At 63.8% G+C, this 17423-nt stretch carries 18 protein-coding genes; 6 read left to right on the top strand and 12 right to left on the bottom strand.

What is annotated here, in order from left to right; genetic code table 11:
- Positions 1–22: 22 nt before the first annotated feature.
- A complete protein-coding gene (locus FHR27_RS04770) occupies positions 23–796 on the bottom strand; it encodes a spermidine synthase (RefSeq protein ID WP_218878450.1) in 774 nt (257 codons plus the stop codon).
- A 167-nt stretch (positions 797–963) separates the two neighbouring features.
- Here FHR27_RS04770 and FHR27_RS04765 point away from each other — a divergent pair, with 167 nt between their 5' ends.
- The 3 genes from FHR27_RS04765 (at position 964) to FHR27_RS04755 (ending at position 3430) form a co-directional block, all read left to right on the top strand.
- Positions 964–2310 (top strand): class II 3-deoxy-7-phosphoheptulonate synthase, encoded by a 1347-nt coding sequence (locus FHR27_RS04765; RefSeq protein WP_042556673.1) that lies wholly within the window; start codon positions 964–966, stop codon positions 2308–2310.
- 152 nt (positions 2311–2462) lie between these two features.
- The gene (locus FHR27_RS04760) at positions 2463–2630 is read left to right on the top strand and encodes a DUF2897 family protein (RefSeq protein WP_179537955.1); all 168 of its coding nucleotides are present in this window, start codon (positions 2463–2465) and stop codon (positions 2628–2630) included.
- Positions 2631–2674: 44 nt separating this feature from the next.
- Positions 2675–3430, top strand: coding sequence for a CPBP family intramembrane glutamic endopeptidase (locus FHR27_RS04755; RefSeq protein ID WP_179537954.1), 756 nt, complete (start codon positions 2675–2677; stop codon positions 3428–3430).
- 52 nt (positions 3431–3482) lie between these two features.
- On the opposite strand, the gene FHR27_RS04750 is transcribed toward FHR27_RS04755, so the two are convergent.
- From FHR27_RS04750 to FHR27_RS04715, 8 genes are all read right to left on the bottom strand, one after another.
- Positions 3483–4013: a hypothetical protein gene (locus tag FHR27_RS04750; protein ID WP_179537953.1), complete on the bottom strand. Its 531-nt coding sequence runs from the start codon at positions 4011–4013 to the stop codon at positions 3483–3485.
- Between the two features lie 117 nt (positions 4014–4130).
- Positions 4131–4718 (bottom strand): hypothetical protein, encoded by a 588-nt coding sequence (locus tag FHR27_RS04745; RefSeq protein WP_179537952.1) that lies wholly within the window; start codon positions 4716–4718, stop codon positions 4131–4133.
- Entirely contained in the window at positions 4715–5305 is a 591-nt protein-coding gene (locus tag FHR27_RS04740) for an RNA polymerase sigma factor (RefSeq protein WP_179537951.1), read from the bottom strand. The genes FHR27_RS04745 and FHR27_RS04740 overlap by 4 nt, the downstream gene beginning before the upstream one ends.
- 2 nt (positions 5306–5307) lie before the next feature.
- A complete protein-coding gene (locus tag FHR27_RS04735; protein WP_373565114.1) occupies positions 5308–6969 on the bottom strand; it encodes a vWA domain-containing protein in 1662 nt (553 codons plus the stop codon).
- 70 nt (positions 6970–7039) lie between these two features.
- Positions 7040–8482 (bottom strand): aminotransferase-like domain-containing protein, encoded by a 1443-nt coding sequence (locus FHR27_RS04730; protein WP_042556721.1) that lies wholly within the window; start codon positions 8480–8482, stop codon positions 7040–7042.
- 209 nt (positions 8483–8691) lie between these two features.
- Positions 8692–9501, bottom strand: a complete 810-nt coding sequence (locus tag FHR27_RS04725; protein WP_179537950.1) for an OmpA family protein — start codon at positions 9499–9501, stop codon at positions 8692–8694.
- Positions 9498–9770, bottom strand: a complete 273-nt coding sequence (locus FHR27_RS04720; protein ID WP_179540036.1) for a DUF4398 domain-containing protein — start codon at positions 9768–9770, stop codon at positions 9498–9500. The genes FHR27_RS04725 and FHR27_RS04720 overlap by 4 nt, the downstream gene beginning before the upstream one ends.
- 90 nt (positions 9771–9860) lie before the next feature.
- On the bottom strand, positions 9861–10694 hold the full coding sequence (locus FHR27_RS04715; protein ID WP_042556680.1) for a substrate-binding periplasmic protein: 834 nt from the start codon (positions 10692–10694) through the stop codon (positions 9861–9863).
- A gap of 98 nt (positions 10695–10792) precedes the next feature.
- Between FHR27_RS04715 and FHR27_RS04710 the strand changes: the two genes are divergently transcribed.
- On the top strand, positions 10793–11746 hold the full coding sequence (locus FHR27_RS04710) for an alpha/beta fold hydrolase (RefSeq protein ID WP_179537949.1): 954 nt from the start codon (positions 10793–10795) through the stop codon (positions 11744–11746).
- 55 nt (positions 11747–11801) lie between these two features.
- Here FHR27_RS04710 and FHR27_RS04705 read toward each other — a convergent pair whose 3' ends face one another.
- Complete coding sequence (locus tag FHR27_RS04705; protein ID WP_042556682.1) at positions 11802–12548, bottom strand: sulfite exporter TauE/SafE family protein; 747 nt, start codon at positions 12546–12548, stop codon at positions 11802–11804.
- Between the two features lie 88 nt (positions 12549–12636).
- Here FHR27_RS04705 and FHR27_RS04700 point away from each other — a divergent pair, with 88 nt between their 5' ends.
- On the top strand, positions 12637–13701 hold the full coding sequence (locus FHR27_RS04700) for a LysR family transcriptional regulator (protein WP_179537948.1): 1065 nt from the start codon (positions 12637–12639) through the stop codon (positions 13699–13701).
- Here FHR27_RS04700 and FHR27_RS04695 read toward each other — a convergent pair.
- Positions 13604–14533, bottom strand: coding sequence for an electron transfer flavoprotein subunit alpha/FixB family protein (locus FHR27_RS04695; RefSeq protein WP_042556684.1), 930 nt, complete (start codon positions 14531–14533; stop codon positions 13604–13606). The two genes, FHR27_RS04700 and FHR27_RS04695, sit on opposite strands and share 98 nt — an antisense overlap.
- Entirely contained in the window at positions 14534–15283 is a 750-nt protein-coding gene (locus FHR27_RS04690) for an electron transfer flavoprotein subunit beta/FixA family protein (RefSeq protein ID WP_042556685.1), read from the bottom strand. It lies immediately after the preceding gene.
- 313 nt (positions 15284–15596) lie between these two features.
- On the opposite strand from FHR27_RS04690, the gene FHR27_RS04685 reads away from it, so the two are divergent.
- Entirely contained in the window at positions 15597–17261 is a 1665-nt protein-coding gene (locus FHR27_RS04685; RefSeq protein WP_179537947.1) for an electron transfer flavoprotein-ubiquinone oxidoreductase, read from the top strand.
- The last annotated feature ends 162 nt before the right edge of the window (positions 17262–17423 follow it).

The following is a 17423-nucleotide window of genomic DNA, read 5'->3' as shown; positions in this document are numbered from 1 at the left end:
CATACGCCGGTTAATTCCTGATTCAGCTGGCCATGCGCACGGCATCGATCAATGGCTGCAGCGAATAACCCAGGCGCGCCTGCAAGGCTTCGGCGCGGCGGCTCACTGCCTCGCGGTCGAATTGCTGGTCCAGCTCGGCGGGCACCAGCACCACCACGTTGCCCTCGATCACCGGGCACTCCCAGTAATGCCGGTGATAGAGGCCACGCAGCAGCGCAGCACCCAGCGGCTTGCCGTCGTCACCGGCCCACTGGTTGATGATCAACCAGCCGCCCGGGTTGAGCTTGGCGCGGCAGTCATCGAGAAAGCGCCAGGCCAGATGACCGACACCCGGACCGGTGTCGGTATAGAGATCGACGAAGATCAGGTCGGCACTCTCCGCACTGGGCAGCAGCTCCATGGCATCACCGATGCGCATGGTCAGGCGCGGGTCGTCCTCCAATCCCAGGTATTCCATGGCCAGGCGTGGCACATCGGGGCGCAGCTCGATGGTTTCGACATCGTCGAGCGGCAGGAACTTCAGGCACGCCTGGGTCAGGTTGCCGGCCCCCAGGCCAAGGAACAACGCAGTCTCCGGTGCCTCGTGGCACAGCGCGCCAGCGAACATGGCGCGGGTGTAGTCGTACTCCAGCCAGCTTGGATCGGCACTGAACACACAGCTCTGCTCGATCGACTCCCCGAACTCGAGAAAGCGGTATTCGCCGATTTCCACCACGCGGATAACGCCAAAGGCGTCGTGCACCTCGGCCAGCACGACCTCGTCCTTCATTTCCTCCACCGGAGGCAAGCCAGGCATACGCAGATTCTCCACCATCGCGTTCCCCGGCTCAGGCCGGGCTGGCATCGATTGTCGATGATCGCGCGCACTCAGGTCACGCGATAAATGCCTGACGATAGCCTCAGCGCGCCTTGGCACACCCGGCGATCGGTTACCATGGCCGATCACCAACAAGAGATGCCGCCATGAGTCAGCCCTGGAGCCCCGATAGCTGGAGAGGCAAAGCCATCCAGCAACAACCTGTCTACCCGGATGCCGCGCAACTGAGCAAGGTCGAGCAGACCCTGGCCAGCTTCCCGCCGCTGGTGTTCGCCGGCGAGGCGCGGGAACTGCGCAAGCAGTTCGCCGAGGTGACCCAGGGCCGGGCGTTCCTGCTGCAGGGCGGCGATTGCGCGGAGAGCTTCGCCGAGTTCAGTGCGGCGAAGATCCGCGACACCTTCAAGGTGCTGCTGCAGATGGCCATCGTCATGACGTTCGCAGCTGGCTGCCCGGTGGTCAAAGTCGGGCGCATGGCCGGCCAGTTCGCCAAGCCGCGTTCGGCCAATGACGAAACCATCGACGGCGTCACCCTGCCCGCCTACCGTGGCGATATCGTCAACGGCATCGGCTTCGATCCGGTCAGCCGTGCTCCCGACCCTCAGCGCCTGCTGCAGGCCTATCACCAGTCCACTGCCTCACTGAACCTGTTGCGCGCCTTCGCCCAGGGCGGCTTCGCCGACCTGCATCAGGTCCACCAGTGGAACCTGGACTTCATCGCCAACTCGGCACTGGCTCAGAAGTATCACCAGCTGGCCGATCGCATCGACGAGACCCTGGCGTTCATGCGCGCCTGCGGCATGGACGGCGCGGCGCAGGTTCGCGAAACCAGCTTCTTCACCGCCCACGAAGCCCTGCTGCTCAACTACGAAGAAGCCTTCGTACGCCGCGACAGCCTGACTGGCGGCTTCTACGACTGCTCGGCACACATGCTGTGGATCGGCGATCGCACCCGCCAGGTGGACGGCGCCCATGTCGAATTCCTGCGCGGCGTGGGTAACCCCATCGGCGTCAAGGTTGGCCCGAGCATGACCGACGAGGACCTGATCCGCCTGATCGACATCCTCAACCCGGACAACGACCCAGGTCGCCTCAACCTGATCGTACGCATGGGCGCCGACAAGGTCGAAGCCGGCCTGCCACGCCTGATCCGCACCGTGCAGCGCGAGGGCCGCCAGGTACTGTGGAGCAGCGACCCGATGCACGGCAACACCATCAAGGCATCGAGCGGCTACAAGACCCGCGACTTCGCGCAGATTCTCGCCGAGGTTCGTCAGTTCTTCGCTGTCCACCACGCCGAGGGCAGCTATGCGGGCGGCATCCATATCGAGATGACCGGCCAGGACGTCACCGAGTGCATCGGCGGTGCCAAGCCGATCACCGAAGCCGGTCTGTCGGACCGTTATCACACCCATTGCGACCCGCGGATGAACGCCGATCAGTCTCTGGAACTGGCGTTCATGATTGCCGAGACGCTGAAACAGGTCCGCCGCTAGCGCGGCAGGGGCAACGGTGGGTCAGGCCACATTGATTCACCGTCATCAGCCCGCCTGACGCTGCTTTAACCTGAACGAAGACAACCGACAGACGGTCTTCTGTACAGAGCCGATCGACACCGAGGCTCACCTATCCATAGAAGGAGTCGCACATGCCCTGGTATGCCTGGTTGATCCTGATTGTGGCGATCGGCTCCATCGTCGGTGGCCTGTTCATGCTGCGTGATACGGCGAAGAAACTGCCACTCAGCGACGAGCAACTGAAACGCATCCGCGAGCGCAACGTCGAGCAGGATGCCAAGGACGCTCAGGATCGCTGATCCCATCCGAGCGCTGTAAACTGCGTCTCCGCTCAGGAGGCGCAATGCCCTTATCTCTTCGACTGCTATTGCCGCTTTGCCCCCTCGCCACCGGCGTAACCCTGGGCTTCATCGAGCCTGCGGGCCTGTTAGTCGCCTGCCTGTTCATCGCCCTGGTACTTGCCCCCAACCACCTGCCTGCGAGGATCCGGGACAGCCTGGTGATGATTGCCAGCCTGTTGCTGGCCGCGCACCTGCTGCCCGGCTTCGCCCCCTGGGTCCTGGGCGAGCCCGAGCGGATCAGCAGTGACGCACCGCCCTACCTGCTGCGCCTTTCGTGGGACAAACTGCTGGTGGGTTGCACCCTGCTCGCCTGGTGGCTCGGCCAGCCCCCGCGACACGGCGACAAGCCGATGCTGGCCGTGCCCGTGTATGCGGTGACGCTGCTGGCGGTCCCCGGTCTGGCATTGTCGCTGAGCGTGGTGGGCTGGCAGCCGAAGTGGCCCGACATGCTCTGGCCCTGGCTGATCATCAACCTCGGCGTGGCCGTATTGGCAGAGGAGTTGCTGTTTCGCGGCCTGCTGCAGAGACGTCTGGTCGAATGGCTGGGTACCTGGCCGGGGATTCTCTGCGCCTCCCTGCTGTTCGGCGCTGCACACATTCCCTTCAGCCCCTGGTTCGCCGTGGTGGCGACCGTCGCCGGGCTCGGCTACGGCGTGGTGTTTCACCTGACCGGCCGGCTGAGCGTGGCCATCGCGTTGCATGGCCTGGTCAACCTGCTGCACTTCACGCTGCTGAGCTACCCGCTGCGTATCGGCTGACCGCCACGGCCGGAAACCGGTACGCTGGGCGATTTTGCTGGTGCAGCCCTGCCTAGCGGCGGAACTCGAAATGCAGCTCGGCACCCTCCACCGAATTGGAAAACTCGGTACCCGCCTCTCCCGTGAGCAACCTGCCACTCAGCTGGAAAGGGTTGAGCGTGGGTTTCTTCTCTTCGAAAAAAGCCGGCAGGATTGGCGCGATACCGTCATCCGCCGCACGGTTTTCAGCATCGAGCTGGGCAGCCAGTTCCTTCGGCAGGCTCAAATCGAGCTTGGTCTTGGGCGGCGCCGCCTGCACGACTTTCTGCGGTTTTTTCTCGGTCTTGGCTCGCTCTGCCGCCTTTTTGGCGGGCGCAGCATGCTTGGCTTCGTCTGCAGCATCTGCGGCTGGCGCTTGCACCGCTGGCGCCGCCTCTTCGGGTGCAGCCTTGGCCGGCTGCTCGGCGGGCTCGGCTGGCTTGTTCGGGGTCTGGCTGGCGGCGACCGCCGGCTCACTGTTCTTGCGCGGCGTCTCCCCGCCCTGGTCATCGGAACCACAGGCGCTGAGCAGCACGGCACAAAGTATCGGCAATAGGTAACGCATCGAGGTCATCGCGGCAGTTCACGCAGTTGCGGTTAAAGACTCATTCTAAAACGCCTGAAGAATAACGCCAGCCGGGCTGCCGAATGGCAGCACCGCCTGTCGATGCCCATCGATGCGTCATGGTTGCGGCCAACGCAACAGCTCGGCCTCGACGTCCAGATCGGGGTACTGCTCTTTCAGGCGTGCCACCCGCTGCTCGGCCTCTTCCCCTTCGCCGCGCGCCCGCAGATCGGCGATCTCACGCAGCGCGCTCGACACATTGCCCGGCAGTGTCGCCATCTTGGCCGTCATACGCGCGACGATCTTCGGCGCCTCGGCCGCTTCGCCCATCACCGAGCTCGAGGCGGGGCTTGGCGGTGCCTGCAACGCCATCGGCGCGGGGGCCTGACGCTGCATCACCGTGGGCGGCGCATCATAGGCAGGTGGAACCTGCTCGAGCGTTTTCAGGCTCAGACCAAGCCCCAGCCCGAGCAACGCCAGGCACCCGAAGGCTGCCGACCAGCGCCCGCGCCCCGATGCGCCAGCCAACCAGCCCAACAAACGCTGCCAGGCGCTTTGCGCCTGTGGCTCGTGTGCTCTTGCGGCCTCGGCGGCGGCAGCCAGAATGCGGGCATCGAGTGCCGACGACGGCCGCTGGCGATCGTACTGGCGCACGTGCCGCAGCAGTTCCTCGTCACCCTCGAAATCGTGCCGGTGATCGTTCATGGAGATACCTCTTCGGCCACGCTGAGCAGGCGACGCAGTTTCTGCATCGCATAGCGCAGGCGACTTTTAACCGTTTCTGCCGGCGTGTGGGTCAGCTCGGCAATCTCGTGCAATTCCAGGTCGGCGTGCGCGCGCAACAGAAAGACCTCGCGCTGCTCCGCGGGCAGGTCATCGAGTGCAGCCTGGATCCGCGCCTGGTCCTGGCTGAGGCTCAGTTGCCGCTCAGGATCGGGATCGCCGCTGGGCTGATCATGCAGGTGCTCGTCGAACACGTCCTCGTGCTGCTGACGCTTGCCATGCTTGCGCCAGTGGTCGATCAGGCGGTTGCGGGCGATCTGGTAGAGCCAGGTCTTGAACAGCACTGCCGCCTCGCGCTGCAGGGACTCGCTGCGGATCAGGCTCATCCAGGTGTCCTGGAATACCTCTTCGGCGACCGCGTGATCGCCGCACAAACCAAGCAGAAATCGAAACAGACCAAGGCGGTGCCGCTCGTAAAGCTGCGTGAACGACGCGGCATCGCCGCCCCGGTAGCGGCGCAACAACTCGGCATCGCCGGGCTCTACGGCGGTTGGGGGATTGGCGGTCACACTCAGTCGACTCCGGTAGCACGGGAATCGCCAGTTTGCAGGCTTTGCGCCAGTTCCACCAGTTGCACGAACTCGTTGCGCAGACCGAACGGATCGTCGCCACGACTGCCCCGCGCCAGCGCCGCCGTAGCGGCCCAGTCGAAGTTCCCGGTGTAGCGGCCCCCGCTCAGTTGCTGGGCGAAGGCTGCCACGGAGGCCGCGAAACGCAGGTCCTCACTGGCCTTGCTGATTGGCGTGTAGGACACAGGCGCCTCGATGGCCGTTTCCAGCAGGCGGCTGTGATTCTGCTCGGGCGTCTTGTAACGGATGCGCAGCCAGGCCAGCTCGCTGTCGCCCGAGCTCGCTTGCGCCGCCTGCCGATAGCGCAGCGGCTCCAGCCAGCCCTCGTTGCCGACCGGCACGATCTCGTACAGCGCTGTCACGCTGTGCCCGGCACCGATGTCGCCGGCATCGACCTTGTCGTTGCTGAAGTCTTCACGCTTCAGCGCGCGGTTCTCGTAACCGAGCAGACGGTACTCGCTGACTCGAGCCGGGTTGAATTCGACCTGAACCTTCACATCCCGGGCGACCGTGGCCAGGGTCGAGCTGAGCTGTTCGACCAGCACCTTGCGCGCCTCGCGCAGGTTGTCGATGTAGGCGTAGTTGCCATCGCCAGCATCGGCCAGCTGCTCCATGAGCCGCTCGTTGTAGTTGCCCGTACCGAACCCCAGGGTGGTCAGCGAGATACCGCTCCTGCGCTTGTCGACAGCGAGCGCCTTGAGGCTCTCGAAGTCGCTGATGCCGACATTGAAGTCACCATCGGTGGCCAGCAGGATGCGATTGATGCCGCCTTCGATGAAGCCCTTCTGCGCCTGTTGGTAGGCGAGCTGAATGCCCGACTCCCCCGCCGTCGAACCGCCGGCCCGCAACTGCTCGATGGCTGCGCGGATAGCCGCCTTGCGCGAGCCGGACGTTGGCTCCAGCACCACGCTGGAGTCACCGGCATAGACCACCAGCGAGACGCGATCCTGGGCCCTTAATTGATCGACCAGCAGTTTAAGGGTGCTCTGCACCAGCGGCAGGCCCTCGGGGCGATCCATCGAACCGGATACATCGACCAGGAACACCAGGTTGGCGGCCGGCAACTCGGCGACTTGCAGGTCGGACGCCTTGACGGCGATGCGCAGCAAGCGGCTCTGCGGGTTCCAGGGCGTCACCGCCAGCTCGCTGCCGACCCCGAACGGTGCGGCACCTCTGGGCATCGGATAGGCATAGGGAAAGTAATTGACCAGTTCCTCGAGGCGCACCGCCTCGGCCGGTGGCAGCCGCCCCTCGTTCAGGAAGCGCCGCACGTTGGCGTAGCTGCCGGTATCCACGTCGATGCTGAAGGTGGATACCGGCGCCTCGGCGACGGATTGCACGGGATTGGCGGCCAGACGCTGGTACTGCTCGCCGCTGGCCTCGGCGACCGACGCATGAGCCTGATCAGCGGCCAGTGGCGCTGCCATGCGCGTCATCATCGGTGCGGGACGAACCTGCTGCTGGATCGATGCCACTTCACTGACAGTTGGCGGCTCGCTGCGCGGCGCCTCGCTGGCATCTTCATGGCTGGCCGTGCAGGCCGTCAGCGACAGCACGACACCGCTGGCAAGGCCGCACAACAGAGGCTGGGCAATCATTTTCATGGTGCATCTCCTGGATCGAAAGAGTCGCTCTGATCCAGTAGACGCACGGCTGACCTGATTCGGGTTAACGCTAGAAGCTGCTGGCGGCTGCCTCCTGACAGAGCTGGCTGGCCAGCATGCCGAGGGTCATCAGGGCGCGCTCCGCTTCGCGGTTCCAGGGGATCCCGCAGTTGAGGCGCACGCAGTGGTTGAACTGCTCGGTGTTGCTGAAGATCAGCCCCGGGGCGATGCTGATACCCTGCTGCAAGGCGCTGACGTGCAGATCCTTGGTGTTGACCCGCGCCGGCAGACTGACCCAGAGAATGAAGCCGCCATTGGGCCGGGTGATCTGCGTACCCTCGGGGAAATACTGCTGCACCGCCAGCTGGAAGGCACTCAGGTTCTTGCGGTATTCCTGACGGATGTGCCGGAGATGACGGTCGTAGCCACCATTTTCCAGGTAAGCGGCCACCGCCATCTGGGTGACGCTGCAGGCCGAATGGGTAGTGAACATCTGCAGCCGCTGGATTTCGTCCTGATACTTGCCGGCAATGATCCAGCCGATGCGCACCCCAGGCGACAGGGTTTTGGAAAAGCTCGAGCAATACACCACACGCCCTTCCAGATCCCCGGCCTTGAGCGCCTTGGTGCGCCCCTGTTCGAACATCAGTTCGCCGTAGATGTCGTCCTCGACGATCTGGATATCGAAGTCGCTGGCCAGGCGCAGCAGCTGTTTCTGCCGAGCCTCGGGAATGGTGCCACCCAGCGGGTTGCTCAGGCGCGCAGTAAGCACCAGCGCCTTGATCGGCCACTGGCTGGCAGCCAGTTGCAGGGCCTCGACGCTGATCCCGGTGGTGGGATCACTGGGAATCTCGATGACCTTGAGCCCGAGCAGATCGGCCAGTTGCAGCAAACCGTAATAGGTCGGCGACTCGGTGGCGATCAGGTCGCCGGGGCGCGTCAGCACCCGCAGGGACATCTGCAGGGCGTCCACGCAACCGTGGGTGATCACCACCTCGGAGGGATCGACCAGCACACCGGCATCGCGCATGCGGATCGCCACCTGGCGGCGCAGCGGTTCGAAACCGGGGCTGAACATGTAGCTGAAGGCGCGCGGGCTCTGGAAGCGAGTGACCTTGGCAAGCTGCTGATGCAGGGCGCGAACCGGCAGGTAGTCGACGTGAGGCACCGCCGCCCCGAGGGGAAACACACCTTCTCTGCGCGCTTCGCCGAGCACCTGATTGATGATGCTGCTGCGCGTCACCAGGCCGGGCCGTTCGACCCGCGCGATATCCGGTGTATCGGCAGTCAGCGCAGGCGTCTGGTGCACGTAGAAGCCGGACTGCGGACGTGCCCGAATCAGGCCCAGGTCTTCCAGATTGGCATAGGCCTGCAGCACCGTGGCATGGCTGACGCTGAGCTGGGCGCTGAGCTTGCGCACCGATGGCACCCGCTCACCGGGCTGATAGACGCCACGACGGATATCATCCGCCAGCTGCTGAGCGATACGCTGATAGAGCAACAGATTGGTCATGGCCGCTTCATCCCGGGACTGAACCATAACAGTACTCCAACTGAATGTTTCTGTACCGGTACAGCCCTGAAATATCTCGACGATACAGCCGCTTGGTTCGGGAATGATCTTTCCAGGCCGCTGATGACGACCCGAGGGTAGAAGCCAGCGCAGACGGTCATGAAAAACCCCGCACTGGCAGTCAGTAGCGGGGTCCTGCGCCATGGTCTCTAGCGAGTAGCGCCCAGCCGCCCCTGTTCATCGGAGAATAAGATCTCGACGCGACGGTTCTGCGCCTTGCCCTTGGCCGAAGCGTTTTCAGCCACCGGGAAGCTCTCGCCAAAGCCTTGCACCTCGATGCGCCCGGCATCGATGCCCAGATCGATCAGCGCATCGGCGACGGTCTGCGCGCGATCCCGAGACAGCTGCAGATTTTCCTCGCGCTTGCCGCTGCTGTCGGTGTAACCCTCTATGCGCAGCACGCGGCGCGGGTTCAGCTGCAGAAACTGCACGAGCTTCAACACGGTGCGATTGGCGCTGGTCTTGAGGTGCGCTTCGCCCGCGTCGAACAGCACGTCGCCGAGGGTCATCACCAGACCGCGGTCGGTCTGCGCAGTGGCCAGGCTGACGATCTGCTCTTCGAGCCAGGCATTCTGCTCCTGCACGCTGGTCAGCTTGGCTTCACGCAGCGCCAGTTGCAGACGCTGACGCTCGAGCTCCAGGCGTGCAGCACGCTCCTGATCCAGAGCGAGCTGCGCATGCTCACGGGCAATCTCGCTATAGCGCTGGCTCAGGTAGGCGTAATGGGCCACGTCGTCACCGCTGCCCCAATAGCCGGACAAGCGCTCGGCACGCCCAAGGGACTCGCCGGCACGAATGACATCCTTGGGCGCGCTACGCAGCACCTGAGGATCCTCCCTGACCGACTGGAAGCTGCTACGGGCAGCGTCGAGCGCAGCGCTGTGCTGGTCATCGAAACCGGCGCAACCGCTCAGAACGGCGCCAACCAGCGCCACGGCACTCATCCGCGACAGGCTCATGGCATGGCTCCCAACTGATCGCGAAGCCGCTTGATATGGCGGTTCAGCTCGGTCAATTGCGCCTGGCTGCGCAGCGTCAGCACCCGAGCCTCGGCCAGGCGCGCATCCAGCTCGGCCTGTTCGGCCTGGACACGAGCAGTGCGGTACGCCTCCTCGTCCATGGCCGAACGTGCCCGGGCAAGCTTGTCCTCGGCCTGGGTGAGCTCGGCGACGGTTTCGCCGGCAGCCACGGTACGGGCCTGCTCGATCACCTGTTCGGTGAGGCGCATCTGCTCCGAAGGTGCAGGGTCAGTGGCACAGCCTTGAAGCAACAGCAGCGCCAGCGCGGCGCCGGTATATCGATAGATCACAGGTACGTCCTACTGATTCGGAACACTACTGGCAGCGGGTTGCGGCTGTTGTTCCTTCCAGCGCTGCAAGTTGCGTTGCAGAAGGGTTTGCGGCACGCCAGCGGCGGTGAATTCTGTCATTTTTCTGGCCAGCTGTCCGCGCAGCCAGGGGTCGTTGCACGCCGAGTTGTGCGACAGCGCCAGGTGCAGCCCCTCGCTGGAAACCGGCGGATCGAGCACCTGCAGATCGTCCTGCAGGCCCAGGGTCGAAGCCAGCGCCTGCCCCGGATAGCGCTCGTAGAGCACGTAGTCGGTACGCCCCAGCAACAGTTTCTGGAACGCCTGGGTCAGGCTGGAAACCCCTTCGAGGGTCAGGTTGTCCTTGGCATAGGTGTCGAACGTCTGCCCGAAGCTGTTGTTGACCAGCGTGTCACCGGTACGCCCCTGCAGATCGGCCCAGCCGGCATACGGGAAATCGCTGCCCTTGCGCACCCAGACCACGCTCGGCGTCGACAGGAAAGCTGGGTGAACGAAGTCCATGCTTTCCAGCCGTGATACGGTCAGGAAGGCGCCGGCGAGCATGTCGATACGCCCGGTTCGCACATCCTCCTGCGCCCTCGACCACGGCCCCGCGTAGACCACCTCGATGCCGACACCGAGCTCCTCGGAAACCGCCTTGAGCAGGTCGACGGTGGCACCGATCAGTTGCCCCGGGTTCTGCGGGTCACGCCACAGGTAAGGCGGGTACTCGGGGTTGCCGGTCGCGACCAGTCGCTCGCATTTGCCGGCAGCCTGCGCACCACCGGCCAGCAGCGAGCCGGCAAGCAACAGCACAGCTGACCTGATCAAACCTCGCTCACCCATTGGCACTCTCTCGATTCAGATATCGGCCGGACAGCCACCGGCACAAGATTCGTGACATGCTAGCTCATACTCCTTCGATATTCAGCGATAAACGCCGCATGAAGAAAATGATTCTCGCCGTATTCGTCGTCATCGCCCTCGCCGCAGGCGCGGTGCTCTACCTGTCGCCCGCGGCGCAATTGACGGCCTATCAATCCATCGAGCAGTGGCGCGCCGGGCTGCACGAGCGCAGCGTCAGCGTCAACGACCTGAACGTCAGTTATTACGAAGGTGGCCCGCAAGGTGCCGAGACCGTACTGCTGGTTCACGGTTTCGGTGCCGACAAGAGCACCTGGCTGTGGTTCGCCCGGGATCTAACCGAGCGCTATCACGTGATTGCCGTGGACCTGCCCGGCTTCGGCGACAGTGGCCGGCCGCACGGCAGCTACGATGTCGGCACCCAGGCCGAGCGCCTGGCAGCCTTCGTCGATGCACTGTCGATAAGACGCCTGCATCTGGTTGGCCACTCCATGGGTGGGCATATCGCAGCGCTCTATGCGGCCCGCTACCCGGAGCAGGTCACCAGCCTGGCCCTGATGGCCAATGCCGGCATCGATGCGCCACGGCGTAGCGACTTCTTTCGAGGTCTGGAGGAGCGCGGCGACAACCCCCTTCTGGTGGAAAGCACGCTGCAGTTCGATCAGCTCCTCGACTGGCTGTTCGTCGCCCCGCCCCAGTTGCCGGAGCGCATCCATCAGTACCTGGCGCAACGTGCCGTCGACGACAGCGCCCATCAGCGCGTGGTTTTCGACCACCTGCGCCAACGCTACCTGCCCCTCGAGCCCGAACTGCCACGAATCAGCGCCCCTACGCTGCTGCTCTGGGGCGATCAGGATCGCATTCTGGACGTATCCAGCATCGAGGTGATGAAGCCGCTACTGGCAGACCCGAGCGTAGTGATCATGAAGGGCTGCGGTCACGCGCCGATGCTCGAGCGCCCCGAAGAAACCGCGACCCAGTACCTGCAGTTCGTCGGTACCCATGGGGCACAGGCCACGGCCACGAAACAGTAGCCGGACGCGTAACCAGCCTGTTCCGGCGAGACAGCGAATGGATCGTCTCCTGCCGTCAGAAGAAAGGCCGCGAGATCAGCTCGAGCCCCAGAATCAGCAGAAACCACAGGAAGCACAGGCGGAAATGCCTTGGACTCAGGCGCGCACGAATCGACTGCCCCAGCCACATCCCCAGCAGCGCCGGGATGACCGCCAGCGAAGACACACCCAACTGGTCGACGCGAAAGGCTCCCTGCAACAGCAAACCGCCCGCCAGCGCCAGGGTCGACACCGTGAAGGACAGGCCTAGCGCCTGCACCAGTTCGTCCTTGCTCAGGCGCAGCGCCTGCAGATAGGGAACCGCGGGCATCACGAAAACCCCGGTGCCCCCGGTGATCAGCCCAGTGACGATCCCCACCAGCGGCGACAGCGTTCGCTCCCATCGCGCGGGTACCGAGACGGCCGGAGACACCAGGGCATAGCTGGCGTAGGCCAGCAGCGCGCACCCCAGCCCGAAGGCAGACCAGGATGGATCGACCCGCACCAGCAGTGCCGTACTGCTCAGGGTGCCCAGCAGGATACCCAGCGCCATCGGCCACAGGCGGCGCAACAGACTCACCGTCGCCGGGCCCGCCAGGCTCTGCCAGAGGTTGCTGACCAGCGAGGGGATGACCAGCAGGGCCGCAGCCGCCGCTGGCGACATGAAGGTCACCAGCAGGCCCATGGCAACCGTGGGCAGGCCCATGCCCGTCACGCCCTTGACCACTCCGGCCACGAGGAAGATCAACATCAGCGGTAGCAACAGGGACAAGGATTCGTTCATGCGCCCATTTGGCCTGTCAGAGTGCTTTCGCACAATCAGGATCTTTCATCGTATCCTCTGGTTTTTCCGAAGGCTGAGGAGCGCTGACATGCGACCGGATCTGGCCGACCTGCGCCTCTTCCTGTGCGTGCTGGAGGCGGGCAGCATCACCCGCGGTGCAACCCTGGCGAACCTTGCCCTGGCCTCGGCCAGCGAGCGGCTGCGCAACCTCGAGCGCGATGCAGGTGTGCCGCTGCTACTGCGTCTGCCGCGGGGCGTAGCGCCGACCGAAGCAGGTGAAGCCCTGGCGCACCATGGCCGCCTGATCCTCGACCAGCAGTCGCTGCTTCAGGACGAGTTGCGTGACTTCGCCAACGGCGCGCGGGGCACACTGCATCTGTATGCCAATACCGCGGCGCTGACCGACTTCCTCCCTCCCCGACTCGCTCCCTGGTTGGCCCAGCGCCTAGGGCTGCACCTCGAACTCAAGGAGCGCACCAGCGCCGAGATCGTCGGGCTCATCGGCAGCGGCCTGGCCGAAGCCGGTATCGTGTCCGACGCCGTCGAGGCCCAGGGCCTGCACATGCAGCCTGTGGCGAAGGATCATCTGGTTCTGATCATGCCCACCGAGCACCGCCTGGCAGACCAGACCACGCTGCAACTGGCCGATGTGCTCGACGAGCCCTTCGTCGGCCTGGCAGCAGGTAATGCCTTGCAGGACCACATCCTCGATCACGCCCGCTCGGCTGGCGGTGAGCTGACCCTGCGCATTCGCCTGAAAACCTTCGAGGGCCTGTGCCAGATGGTCGCCCATGGTGTCGGCCTGGGCATCGTCCCACTGACCACCGCCAGCCGCTACCGGCGCCGCCACGGATTGCGGACGGTATCCCTGAGCGATGACTGGGCACGCCGTCAGTTGTGCCTCTGCTTCGGTTCCTGGCAGGCGCTGTCCCCGCCCATGCGCAGCCTGCTCCTGCACCTTGGCGTCACCGCCGAAGCCGCCCTTGCCCGAGGGCTGGCAGGCAATAAAAAACCCGCTCGAATGAGCGGGTTCTCTGGGTGCAGAAACAGCTGGATCAGACCAGCTTTTCCAGCTCCGGGACGGCTTCGAACAGATCGGCGACCAGGCCATAGTCGGCAACCTGGAAGATCGGTGCTTCTTCGTCCTTGTTGATCGCGACGATCACCTTGGAGTCCTTCATGCCGGCCAGGTGCTGGATGGCACCGCTGATGCCGACCGCGATGTACAGCTGCGGAGCGACGATCTTGCCGGTCTGGCCGACCTGCATGTCGTTCGGCACGAAACCGGCGTCGACCGCGGCACGGGAAGCACCGACCGCTGCGCCGAGCTTGTCGGCCAGGGTGTACAGGTGTTTGAAGTTGTCGCCGTTCTGCATGCCGCGGCCACCGGAGACCACGATCTTGGCAGCGGTCAGTTCCGGACGATCGGACTTGGCCAGCTCCTCACCGACGAACGCCGACTTGCCGGCATCGCCGCCCGCCGAAACGTTCTCGATGGCAGCGGAACCGCCTTCGGCCGCCACGGCGTCGAAACCGGTGGCACGCACGGTGATCACTTTCACGGCTGCGGAGGATTGCACCGTAGCGATGGCGTTACCGGCGTAGATCGGACGCTTGAAGGTGTCCGGGCTCTCCACGGAGACGATCTCGGAGATCTGGTCGACGTCCAGCTGTGCAGCGACGCGCGGCAGGATGTTCTTGCCGTTGCTGGTGGCGGCAGCCAGGACGTGGCTGTAGGCCTTGCCGAGCTCGGCAACCAGCGGCGCGACGTTTTCCGGCAACTGATGAGCGAATGCGGCATTGTCGGCAACCAGCACCTTGGCGACGCCAGCGATCTTGGCAGCCGCTTCAGCGGCAGCGCCAACGCCTTGGCCGGCGACCAGTACGTGGATGTCACCACCGATGGCCTGTGCGGCAGCGACGGTGTTGAGGGTCGCTGGTGCCAGCGCGGAATTGGTGTGTTCAGCGATAACCAGGATAGTCATTTAGATCACCTTCGCTTCGGTTTTCAGTTTCTCGACCAGTTCGGCAACCGACTTGACCTTGATACCCGCACCGCGTGCAGCTGGCGCTTCGACCTTGATGGTCTTGACGGTGGAGGCAGTGGAAACGCCCAGCGCGTCAGGGGTCAGGGTTTCCAGCGGCTTTTTCTTGGCCTTCATGATGTTCGGCAGCGAGGCGTAACGCGGCTCGTTCAGGCGCAGGTCGGTGGTGACGATGGCCGGCAGGTTCAGCGCAACGGTTTGCAGACCGCCGTCGATCTCACGGGTGACGTTGACCTTGTCGCCGCTGACTTCCACCTTGGAGGCGAAGGTACCTTGGGCGTAGCCGGTCAGCGCAGCCAGCATCTGGCCGGTCTGGTTGTTGTCGCTGTCGATGGCCTGCTTGCCGAGGATGACAAGCTGCGGCTGCTCCTTGTCGACCACTGCCTTGAGCAGCTTGGCGACCGCCAGGGAGTTCAGCTCTTCGGCCGACTCGACCAGCACGGCGCGATCGGCGCCCAGTGCCAGTGCGGTACGCAGTTGTTCCTGCGCCTGGGCAGGGCCGATGGAGACGACCACGATTTCACTGGCGACGCCCTTCTCTTTCAGGCGCACGGCCTCTTCAACGGCGATTTCGCAGAAAGGGTTCATCGACATCTTGACGTTGGCAAGATCGACGCCACTGTTGTCCGGTTTGACGCGAACCTTGACGTTGTAATCGACCACTCGTTTGACAGCTACAAGAACCTTCATGGATTCCTCGTTACTCTCCGGTGAATAGGAATGTCGCCAGAAGCGAGCATGCGGGTGATGCAGACAAGCAGACACCATAGCTCAGGCGGCGAGCGCAAAACCGCCCTTATCTTGACCGTCACACCTGGCTCGGTCAATACGCCCTGGCTGCGAGCCATTCGTGTTGTAGCTCGATTCTAGCAGGCCTACAGAAAATTCAAACAAACGTTTGTATTGGCCCTAATCGAGGCTGGCTATATACTGCGCGAGCGTGCCTTGGGAAGGTTGCTGGCTCGCCATGAAAAATTAGAGAGCCTTGATGAGGAGATAGCCCGTGGAACGCGAATTTATGGAGTTCGACGTCGTCATCGTCGGCGCTGGCCCTGCCGGCCTGTCCGCCGCTTGCCGTCTGAAGCAGAAGGCCGCCGAGGCTGGCCAGGAAATCAGCGTCTGCGTGGTCGAGAAAGGCTCCGAAGTGGGTGCCCACATCCTTTCCGGCGCGGTCTTCGAGCCACGCGCCCTGGACGAACTGTTCCCCGACTGGAAGGAACTGGGCGCGCCGCTGAATACGCCGGTCAAAGGCGACGACATCTACGTGCTGAAAGATGCCGACAGCTCCGTCAAGGTTCCGGGCTTCTTCGTGCCCAAGACCATGCACAACGAAGGCAACTATATCATCTCCCTCGGCAATCTGTGCCGCTGGCTGGCCCAGCAGGCGGAGAATCTCGGCGTGGAAATCTACCCGGGTTTCGCCGCTCAGGAAGCGCTGATCGATGAAAGCGGTGTGGTTCGCGGCATCGTCACCGGCGACCTGGGCGTCGACCGCGAAGGCAACCCCAAGGAAGGCTATTACACCCCCGGCATGGAACTGCGCGCCAAGTACACGCTGTTCGCCGAAGGCTGCCGTGGCCACCTTGGCAAGCAACTGATCAAGAAATACAACCTCGACAGCGAAGCCGACGCCCAGCACTACGGCATCGGAATCAAGGAAATCTGGGACATCGACCCGAGCAAGCACCAGCAAGGCCTGGTGGTGCACACCGCCGGTTGGCCGATGGACATCATGGGCACCGAGAACACCGGCGGCTCCTTCCTCTATCACCTGGAAAACAACCAGGTGGTGGTCGGCCTGATCATCGACCTGTCCTACGCGAACCCGCACCTGTCGCCGTTCGACGAGTTCCAGCGCCTCAAGCACCACTCGGTATTCAAGCAATACCTGGAAGGCGGCAAGCGTGTCGCCTACGGCGCCCGCGCCATTGCCAAGGGCGGCCTGAACTCGCTGCCGAAGATGGTATTCCCAGGTGGCGCCCTGATCGGCTGCGATCTCGGCACCCTCAACTTCGCCAAGATCAAGGGCAGCCACACCGCCATGAAATCCGGCATGCTGGCTGCCGAGGCCATCGCCGAGGCCCTGGCCGCTGGCCGTCAGGGTGGCGACGAGCTGGGCAACTATGTCGACGCCTTCAAGGCCAGCTGGCTGTACGACGAACTGTTCCGCAGCCGCAACTTCGGCGCGGCGATCCACAAGTACGGCGCTGTGGTCGGTGGCGGCATCAACTGGGTCGACCAGAACCTGTTCGGCGGCAAGCTGCCCTTCACCCTGCACGACGACAAGCCGGACTACGCCTGCCTCAAGCCTGCGGCCCAAAGCAAGAAGATCGACTACCCGAAACCGGACGGCAAGCTCAGCTTCGACAAACTGAGCTCGGTGTTTCTCTCCAACACCAACCACGAAGAGGAGCAGCCCTGCCACCTCAAGCTGGCCGACCCGAGCATTCCGATCGACAAGAACCTGCCGCTGTACGACGAACCGGCGCAGCGCTACTGCCCGGCCGGCGTGTACGAAGTGGTCGCCAACGACGATGGCAGCAAGCGCTTCCAGATCAACGCGCAGAACTGCGTGCACTGCAAGACTTGCGACATCAAGGACCCGGCCCAGAACATCACCTGGGTGGCGCCGGAAGGGACGGGTGGGCCTAACTACCCCAACATGTAAGGATCTGCGCACAATCTGCTGCGCGTCGGCCCTGCGGCGTTTAAAACAGGCTCGGAATGCTCATTTACAACTCGTAAACTCCGCTTCCTCGCCTGTTTTTGCCTTGCAGGGCTCTAGCTCGCTAGATCGTGCACAAATCCTGGCTATTGAAAGGCTCCCTCG

This window comes from Pseudomonas flavescens, assembly GCF_013408425.1.
Classification (GTDB): Bacteria; Pseudomonadota; Gammaproteobacteria; order Pseudomonadales; family Pseudomonadaceae; genus Aquipseudomonas; species Aquipseudomonas fulva_A.
Note: the sequence above shows the minus strand (reverse complement) of the source record. Positions and strands in the feature narration are given on the sequence as shown.

What these genes read in the sequence shown, in the direction of transcription:
- FHR27_RS04770 (WP_218878450.1), bottom strand. Translation starts at nt 796, where the DNA reads ATGCCTGGCTTGCCTCCGGTGGAGGAAATGAAGGACGAGGTCGTGCTG.
- FHR27_RS04765 (WP_042556673.1), top strand. Translation starts at nt 964, where the DNA reads ATGAGTCAGCCCTGGAGCCCCGATAGCTGGAGAGGCAAAGCCATCCAG.
- FHR27_RS04760 (WP_179537955.1), top strand. Translation starts at nt 2,463, where the DNA reads ATGCCCTGGTATGCCTGGTTGATCCTGATTGTGGCGATCGGCTCCATC.
- FHR27_RS04755 (WP_179537954.1), top strand. Translation starts at nt 2,675, where the DNA reads ATGCCCTTATCTCTTCGACTGCTATTGCCGCTTTGCCCCCTCGCCACC.
- FHR27_RS04750 (WP_179537953.1), bottom strand. Translation starts at nt 4,013, where the DNA reads ATGCGTTACCTATTGCCGATACTTTGTGCCGTGCTGCTCAGCGCCTGT.
- FHR27_RS04745 (WP_179537952.1), bottom strand. Translation starts at nt 4,718, where the DNA reads ATGAACGATCACCGGCACGATTTCGAGGGTGACGAGGAACTGCTGCGG.
- FHR27_RS04735 (WP_373565114.1), bottom strand. Translation starts at nt 6,969, where the DNA reads ATGAAAATGATTGCCCAGCCTCTGTTGTGCGGCCTTGCCAGCGGTGTC.
- FHR27_RS04730 (WP_042556721.1), bottom strand. Translation starts at nt 8,482, where the DNA reads ATGACCAATCTGTTGCTCTATCAGCGTATCGCTCAGCAGCTGGCGGAT.
- FHR27_RS04725 (WP_179537950.1), bottom strand. Translation starts at nt 9,501, where the DNA reads ATGAGCCTGTCGCGGATGAGTGCCGTGGCGCTGGTTGGCGCCGTTCTG.
- FHR27_RS04720 (WP_179540036.1), bottom strand. Translation starts at nt 9,770, where the DNA reads ATGCGCCTCACCGAACAGGTGATCGAGCAGGCCCGTACCGTGGCTGCC.
- FHR27_RS04715 (WP_042556680.1), bottom strand. Translation starts at nt 10,694, where the DNA reads ATGGGTGAGCGAGGTTTGATCAGGTCAGCTGTGCTGTTGCTTGCCGGC.
- FHR27_RS04710 (WP_179537949.1), top strand. Translation starts at nt 10,793, where the DNA reads ATGAAGAAAATGATTCTCGCCGTATTCGTCGTCATCGCCCTCGCCGCA.
- FHR27_RS04705 (WP_042556682.1), bottom strand. Translation starts at nt 12,548, where the DNA reads ATGAACGAATCCTTGTCCCTGTTGCTACCGCTGATGTTGATCTTCCTC.
- FHR27_RS04700 (WP_179537948.1), top strand. Translation starts at nt 12,637, where the DNA reads ATGCGACCGGATCTGGCCGACCTGCGCCTCTTCCTGTGCGTGCTGGAG.
- FHR27_RS04695 (WP_042556684.1), bottom strand. Translation starts at nt 14,533, where the DNA reads ATGACTATCCTGGTTATCGCTGAACACACCAATTCCGCGCTGGCACCA.
- FHR27_RS04690 (WP_042556685.1), bottom strand. Translation starts at nt 15,283, where the DNA reads ATGAAGGTTCTTGTAGCTGTCAAACGAGTGGTCGATTACAACGTCAAG.